The 7,516-nt window shown below is 43.0% G+C and carries 6 protein-coding genes; 3 read left to right on the top strand and 3 right to left on the bottom strand.

Annotated features, from left to right (window positions below; translation table 11 throughout):
• Window positions 1–122: recombination protein O N-terminal domain-containing protein (locus KGY70_14320; protein MBS3776366.1), on the bottom strand; the 122-nt coding region annotated here is incomplete at its 3' end.
• A 401-nt stretch (window positions 123–523) separates the two neighbouring features.
• On the opposite strand from KGY70_14320, the gene KGY70_14315 reads away from it, so the two are divergent.
• Window positions 524–1,576 (top strand): sugar phosphate isomerase/epimerase, encoded by a 1,053-nt coding sequence (locus tag KGY70_14315; protein MBS3776365.1) that lies wholly within the window; start codon window positions 524–526, stop codon window positions 1,574–1,576.
• 174 nt (window positions 1,577–1,750) lie between these two features.
• Here the strand turns inward: KGY70_14315 and KGY70_14310 are convergent, their stop codons facing one another.
• Window positions 1,751–3,121, bottom strand: a complete 1,371-nt coding sequence (locus KGY70_14310) for a Gfo/Idh/MocA family oxidoreductase (GenBank protein MBS3776364.1) — start codon at window positions 3,119–3,121, stop codon at window positions 1,751–1,753.
• A gap of 161 nt (window positions 3,122–3,282) precedes the next feature.
• Window positions 3,283–4,623: a B12-binding domain-containing radical SAM protein gene (locus KGY70_14305; GenBank protein MBS3776363.1), complete on the bottom strand. Its 1,341-nt coding sequence runs from the start codon at window positions 4,621–4,623 to the stop codon at window positions 3,283–3,285.
• A gap of 958 nt (window positions 4,624–5,581) precedes the next feature.
• Here KGY70_14305 and KGY70_14300 point away from each other — a divergent pair.
• Complete coding sequence (locus tag KGY70_14300) at window positions 5,582–6,820, top strand: hypothetical protein (GenBank protein ID MBS3776362.1); 1,239 nt, start codon at window positions 5,582–5,584, stop codon at window positions 6,818–6,820.
• A gap of 468 nt (window positions 6,821–7,288) precedes the next feature.
• A partial coding sequence (locus tag KGY70_14295; protein MBS3776361.1) for a chemotaxis protein CheW occupies window positions 7,289–7,516 on the top strand: 228 nt, incomplete at its 3' end.

The raw sequence follows: 7,516 nt of genomic DNA, 5'->3' as shown, positions 1-7,516 counted from the left end.
CTGCGAATGCCTTGCAACATAAAGGAAATCCTTCCAAATGCTTCCGTATAGGCGGTAAGTATGACACTCGTGTCGGAGTATTTGATATGATGTAAGGCTATGGCCCTGGTTTTAGCGATCATTTAAATAATATATTGAAATATCAAGTGCCAAATCTCAAATGACAAATCATCTCGAATAACCAATTTCAAATTTTCCAAACTTAGCCGATCCTCGTTTTGTATTTTGATCATTGGAATTTACGATATCTTTCTATATGCATTTTTTAGATTATATAGTGTTTGTCCATAAAGTCAAAGAGATTTGAAAGAGTCTCGTCTAAAATGTTCGCTGGCAAGGCTTGCGAGTTTTGAATGCCAAATGTAGAGACGCACGGCCGTGCGTCTCTACCAGATGTAATCGACTGGCATGAAAAACGAGCGTAACGCAGCCAGCGGATATTATAGACAGACTCTAAATAACGGAATAGTCGCCGGATGCCATTAATAAACAATGCAATTATTCATTTTAAAATTTAAGTATTATGAAAGAACCTGCTGTATATCTTGCTCAATTCATGGGCGATGAGCCGCCATTTAACAATCTGGAGAACATTTGCAAATACATGGCCAACTTAGGGTATAAAGGGGTCCAGATCCCCACTTTTGATCCCAGATGTGTAGACCTGAAAAAACTGGCCGAGAGCCAAACCTATGCCGATGAAATAAAAGGCATTGTGAATGATGCCGGATGTGAGATTACCGAGTTGGCTACCCACATCCAGGGACAACTGGTAGCTGTAAATCCTGCATTTAATAAAGTATTTGACAGCTTTGCTCCGCCGGAGTACCAAAACAACCCGGAAGCACGTACAGAATGGGCTGTCAACCAAATGAAGCTTGCGGCCCAGGCAAGCAAGAACCTGGGAATTACCGAACACGTTACCTTCTCGGGAAATTATATGTGGCATACCATGTATCCCTTTCCTCCCCGACCTGCCGGACTGATAGACACAGGCTTTAAAGCCCTGGCGGAACAATGGAAACCGATACTGGATGCATTCGACGAGGCGGGCGTGGATCTCTGTTTTGAACTGCATCCCTGCGAAGATCTGCATGACGGGGTTACCTATGAACGATTCCTGGAAGCCACCAACAACCATCCCAGGGTTAACATCATGTATGATCCCAGTCATTTCGTGCTTCAGCAACTGAACTATCTTGAATTCATCGACATTTACCACGAGAAGATCAAGATGTTCCACGTAAAAGATGCAGAATTTAAGCCAAATGGACGATCAGGCATGTACGGGGGATACCAGGACTGGGTGAACCGTCCAGCCAGATTCCGCTCTCTTGGAGATGGTGACGTGGATTTCAAAGGCATATTCAGCAAACTGGCCCAATACGACTTTGAAGGATGGCCCGTGCTGGAATGGGAATGTGCACTTAAAAATCCTGAAGATGGAGCCGCAGAAGGTGCTCCGTTCATTGCCAAACACATCATCCGGAAATCGGAAAAATCCTTTGAAGATTTTGCCGGCGGTGGCGGCGGTGCAGATGAAAAGCTGAACCGAAGGCTATTGGGACTTGAGTAAATTGGTTTTGAGTGGCGAGGACTGATTTTCGAGTAATGAGCAGTGAGTACAAATGCCCGAAACAGTCTCCGCTTATGAGCCAATGAATCCCAGGAAAAATTTTAACCACGCATGCCGGCCGGACGGGGGAGCGTTGGTAAGGTATTAAACAGCCAAAGTCAGTGCTTTGGCTGTTTAATATTGATCTGTCAAACCGAAAATCGGTTCATCGGTCATCCATTTTCTGTTGGTGAAATCAGGGAACTGCACCGATTGATTACCCTGTTGGATGGATTGTTCAGAAAGGGGCGAAATCGCTTTCCAGGCAGCGGTATCATAAGTATCGATGGGTGGCCGTACTTGTTGGCGCACCGCTTCGATGAATCCCTTGACTTTAAGAAATCCGCTGCCGCGATGTCCCTCAACCACACCTTCCTTAAGATAGCGCTTCCATAACTGATGCTCATACTTCTCCTGATAAGGTTCAAAGGGTTCCCATTCATGATGCGGACTTTTGCCTTCCACGTAAATCACTGACTTATCCAGAGAAGAGGCGTTTCCATCCTGGAGCCAGATTGCCTTCGTTCCCTGCACCCTCCTCATATTGCTGTATGGGCGTGGAGATCGGGTATCAAAGCTCATGACAACCGTTTCCCCGTTATAGCAACGGATCATTGTGGTTACAATGTCGCCCATATGCCAGTCAAATGCTTGTGCCGGATGCCCGGCATCAAGATTATCCTCAGCCCATAACCCTAAGCCCCGTGATTTGGTAGACATAGATACCAGACCCGTGAACCGGTTTCCCCGGTGGATATCCAGACACTGTGAAACCGGCCCGATTCCATGTGTGGGGTAAAGATCCCCATTACGCTTCATATTCTGTAAAGTGCGGTAATCACCTCCGGCAGCTTCCGGACGGGTCACACCGGTACCTTTACCGGTGACAATCCGGCCCCTTAGATCATGCTCATAACCACAGTGACAATGCAACAGTTCTCCAAAAACCCCCTGACGTACCATATTTAAAACAGCCATATTCCAGCGGTCATAACAATGATTCTCAAGAAGCATGGTATGGAGGCCTGTAGAATGCGCTGTATTCACCATATCCCAACATTCTTTAACTGTTGAAGCCGGTCCGGCTTCAACGGCTGCATAAGCGCCATGCCTCATGGTATCAATGGCCATGGGAATATGCCACCGCCAAGGTGTAGCAATCAAAACGGCATCCAGAGCCTCTTTCTCCAGCATTTCGCGATAAATGTACTCATGCTCCCCATATCCCGCCGGCCGATTGCCAGTGGCCTCTTCCACCATTTTCTGCCCACGTGCCAGATTTTCCTCCTTGATATCACAAATGGCAGTAACAGCAACATGGTTCAGCTTTAAAACGTGCTCGATAAGATGGTGGCCATGTCCTCCCACTCCTATAAATCCAACGGATACCCCCGTTTTCTTTTTAGAAAAATTCGCTCTGAGAATAGTACCAGGAGCAAGAGCCAAACCCATACCTGCGGCAGTTGTTGTTTTCAAAAAATTACGACGATCTGAACCGGATTTCATAGGTATATTGTTTTAATGAGTTTAACAGACACCAGAAAAATTCATAATATGCCAGCAGCCCATCATAATTAAAATGCAAAATTCCAAACCCGACTTATACATTAATCCTTCTTATTCTGGGGCTATCGAGCAGAATTCCAACTAATTATGAATGGTGCATGCTAAGAATACATCCTTCCCGTAGTAAACCACACATAGAGTACCGTCAGACCTTTACGGAGCTTCCCCTTTAAAATTTCTTTCAATGCACGCAGTGGAGAATAGAATCGCTGCATGCTCTTCTTCACTTCCTTTTGAAAGGCTTTCTGACTCATATGTTTGGTAGGGATCACAGGAGCCAGGAAGGTCCATTCATCCCAGTCGGGTGACCCGTGATCCATAGCCGTTAACCGGTCTTTGTATTCTTCCCAATACTCAGTGCCCGGGATTGGAGTTTCAATGGTCATGTCGGCATAAGTCACCCCTTCTTCTTTTAACTTCCTGAATTGGGTCCTGATGCTTTTTTTATCATCAATTTCCGGTTTGGCCATACCAAAAGCATAGATGATCAAACCATGTTTGCGCAGCATCCGGATTGCTTTTTCCGAGTCGGTTTTATTATGGGTCTTATGCATTGCCCGGAGCTTCTCATCGTCAAAGCTTTCCACGCCAAGCATTACGGTTTTTATTCCGGCCCTTTTTAGCATCTCAACATACGTCTCGCCTCCCTTCAATAGCGCAGGCACCTCATCCTGGATGATCATGCTCTCAAACCACCTGCCTTTCTCCCTTTCAGCAATCATGGCCTCCAGGAGGGGCGTTCTCTTTGAAGGCTGAACCGAAAAATTGTCATCCACGAAAAAAATGCGTTGATAACCCTCGTTCAATCGTTGCCTGAGTTCCTGCATCACCAGCTCAGGCGATCGTCGCCGTACCTTTTTACCATGGATGTTACTGACACTGCAAAATTCACAATTACGCGGACAACCACGGGCCGTAGATATAGGGGTTAATTTAAAGAAATCCAGTAATTTCTTTTTCGATTGATCCACCAAGCCCAGATCGGGGATGGGCAATGAATCCAGGTTTTCCACAATGGTGCCCTCCACAATGCCATTCAAATCTCCATTGACAAGTTCATCAAGTATATTTTCCGCCTCTTTTTGCACAACAACATCTGCGTATTGGGCAAATTCTTTTGCCTGTTCATCACCCAATAAATGCGGCCCGCCAACCGCAGTTCTTACACCGGGAATTTGACTGCGGATGGCCTTTAACATACGCAAGGCCCTGGAGGCTGCAGGTGAAATGACCGATAACCCTATAAAATCCGAATCCAGCAAAGCAGAATGGAGCTTGCCCTTTTTTTCATTGAAAACCGGTGCCCTGGATTCATCGTACACGGTAACCCGATGCCCCCGCCCACTTAACATGGTACCCAGATAAGCGGGTCCTAAAGGATCAATACTGAACAATCCGTAGGCACTATGTTTGGGTTTGACAGCTATTAATGATATTTTCATCGGTTGATAATTTTTTATATACAATCCTTCATCTTCATAATTAAACCTGATGAATTTAACCATTTCATTATTAAAATGCAACCATAAGGGATTTTATTTTGAAAAATGAAGAAAACAAGTATTGCACAAAAAATTAATCCTTGCCAATTGCCTTTTGGTCCTGCAAGATGCGGGACCAATCATTTAGTAAATTTTCTGCTTTCAATTCAATGAGTTTGGTCTAAAAAGGGTTAAACTAAGAAAATGCCACTAAAACTCCAAAACACTAAAACCCACAAAAAAGAAATATTCGATATTTTGTTTTTAGTGAAATTTCGTGTTTTAGTGTTTTGGTGGCAGAAAAAACCTTTTTAGACCGGACTCAAATATCGTTAGACAAGGGGGTATTCCCAATTTTTTCCAAACAATCTCTTTTATGTCATTCCTACGGAATTTCAGTTATGTGTGAATTTTATGATACCCGGATTCACATCCGGGCCTACAAAGATATCATCCGGCAGCTGCCGGATTTCATTATAAATTGCTATTTTCATAAGATTTTATTTAATTCTTTTGCAAACTGTAAACCGAAATCCCGCTTGCGGGATGACATATTTGTAGGCCCGGGTGTAAACCCGGGTAATAAGTGATATTCTAGTTTACGGAATTCCGTAGGAATGACATATATTTACTTTTTTGGAAAAAATTGGGAATACCCCCCCTGTCTAACGATATTTTGACTTTGTATTTAAAAAAAATATAATAGGCTAACAATCCTGAAATCATCTATTTTCACCCGACTATGATATCATATTGCGTATTTTTACCTGATAGAACAATGAAAATACAGGTGATTTCACGCTATTTTTTTTGAATTCCTGCATATATATTTGCTCGCTGGCTAAATATAATTCACCGAATAACATAAATTCAATTTGATCATTGATTTACTCTGGTCATTTAACTCAAATTTAGATATATGAAGAAAATATACGGGGTGATTGTTTTTGTAATTGGTTTTTGTCTCACGGCTCTTGCACAGGAGGAAAAAAGTCAGGATTTTGGCATCCGCTTCAATGGCTATGTTAAGAATGATGCATTCTTTGACAGCAGACAAAATGTAACCGCCCGGGAGGGTCACTTTCTGTTGTGGCCAAAACCCGAAGCTCCGGATGCCAATCAGCAGGATGTGAATGCTCAGCCGAATTTTAACATCCTGGCTGTTCAATCCAGGATTTCAGGAACAATAACCGGGCCGGAGGCCCTGGGAGCAGAAACTTCGGGAAAAATTGAAGGCGACTTTTTTGCCCAGGCCAATGACAACATCAACCTTTTCAGATTGCGTCATGCCTATGTCCGGCTTTCCTGGGAAAATACCCAATTACTGACCGGCCAGTTCTGGAATCCTATGTTCGTCACTTCGTGTTTTCCCGGTACTGTATCATTTAACACAGGTGTTCCCATCCAACCTTTTTCCCGTAATCCCCAGCTTCGATTGACACAAAATTTTGGAGATTTTGAGATTATAGCCGCAGCACTGGCACAAAGAGACTATCCTTCCAGGATCGATGAGACCGTTAGCTCAAAATTCCTGAGAAACTCAGGCACTCCTGATATGCATCTGCAAGTACACTATAACCGGCCCAAATTGAATATGGGTGCCGGTCTGGCCTATAAAACCATTGTGCCCAGATTGGTCACAGAAGAGGAGATTAAAACCAACAACACAGTTGGTGGTTTATCGGCCATTGCATTTGCCAGGCTTTCTCTCAACCCCATAACAATTAAAATTCAGGCAGTTTCCGGGCAAAATGCAACGGATGTTTTACAAATATCAGGATTTGCCGTAGAGTCGATTCAAGACGATACGGATAAGCGTTCCTATTTGCCGCTAAGGAATATGTCATTGTGGACTGATATCCATACCAACGGCGGTCCTTTCCAATTTGGCGTGTTTGCAGGTTATACCAAAAACAGAGGCACAAAGCAAAATATAATCAATGATCCGGACCTTATTATGGGATTTGGCAAAAACATTGCTTCACTTTACAGAATATCTCCCAGAATACTTTATAGTTCCGGAAAGTTGAAATTTGGGCTGGAAGGCGAATATACATCGGCCACATTCGGTGATGGCTATAATCAAAAAGCGATACCCATTAACACCCATACTGTTGGGAATATGCGTGTTTTGCTTTCAACTTACTATCATTTCTGATTGTAAGTGACTTTTTATCAGGAGGTTCATTGTCAGACTCAACACATTATCTTACAGCCAATACTGATAATGAATGCATAAAAACGAAGGCTTAGGTATTTTTACCTAATATCCCGGTACCCACCACGTATTTTTACTTAATCGTTAGTTGTAATACATTAAATAACAATAAGTTGCATTTTACAAATAGAATAAATAACAGCTCGGGTCAACTGCTTGCACATTTCACATAATATCCTTTAAATGAGCCTTTAATTGAAATAAACCCGATGTTTGGATTTTTGTTCCTTCCGGGACAAACATACAACTTTGTGATTTTTGTTTCTTGCTTACATACAGCAACTTAATATTTAAAGTCAATTCCGGTTACGTAAAAATACCCAATCATAAAATTGGGTGATTTCACTCTATGCATCATTAAATCTTTCCCGTAATATCGATTCAGTAACACTAACAAAAGGAGGTAAAATGAGTGAAGAAGAATCATCCAATGCTTATTTAACTTTCAAACTGGGAGAAGAGGAGTTCGGAGCACATGTCAGCCAGGTTTTAAATATACTGGAGATGATAAAGATCACGGGAGTCCCCAAAACACCAGATTTTATGAAAGGAGTGATCAATCTGAGGGGTATGGTCCTCCCGGTTATTGATGCCCGGATAAAGTTCGGACTGCCGGAAACCGAGTACACAAGCAAT

Source organism: Bacteroidales bacterium (assembly GCA_018334875.1).
GTDB lineage: Bacteria > Bacteroidota > Bacteroidia > Bacteroidales > UBA12077 > JAGXLC01.
The sequence above is the reverse complement of the archived record's forward strand: the minus strand, read 5'-3'. Positions and strand labels throughout refer to the sequence as shown.

Bases quoted from the DNA above. Each gene is read 5' to 3' on its own strand.
- KGY70_14315 (MBS3776365.1), top strand. From the start codon at position 524: ATGAAAGAACCTGCTGTATATCTTGCTCAATTCATGGGCGATGAGCCG.
- KGY70_14310 (MBS3776364.1), bottom strand. From the start codon at position 3,121: ATGAAATCCGGTTCAGATCGTCGTAATTTTTTGAAAACAACAACTGCC.
- KGY70_14305 (MBS3776363.1), bottom strand. From the start codon at position 4,623: ATGAAAATATCATTAATAGCTGTCAAACCCAAACATAGTGCCTACGGA.
- KGY70_14300 (MBS3776362.1), top strand. From the start codon at position 5,582: ATGAAGAAAATATACGGGGTGATTGTTTTTGTAATTGGTTTTTGTCTC.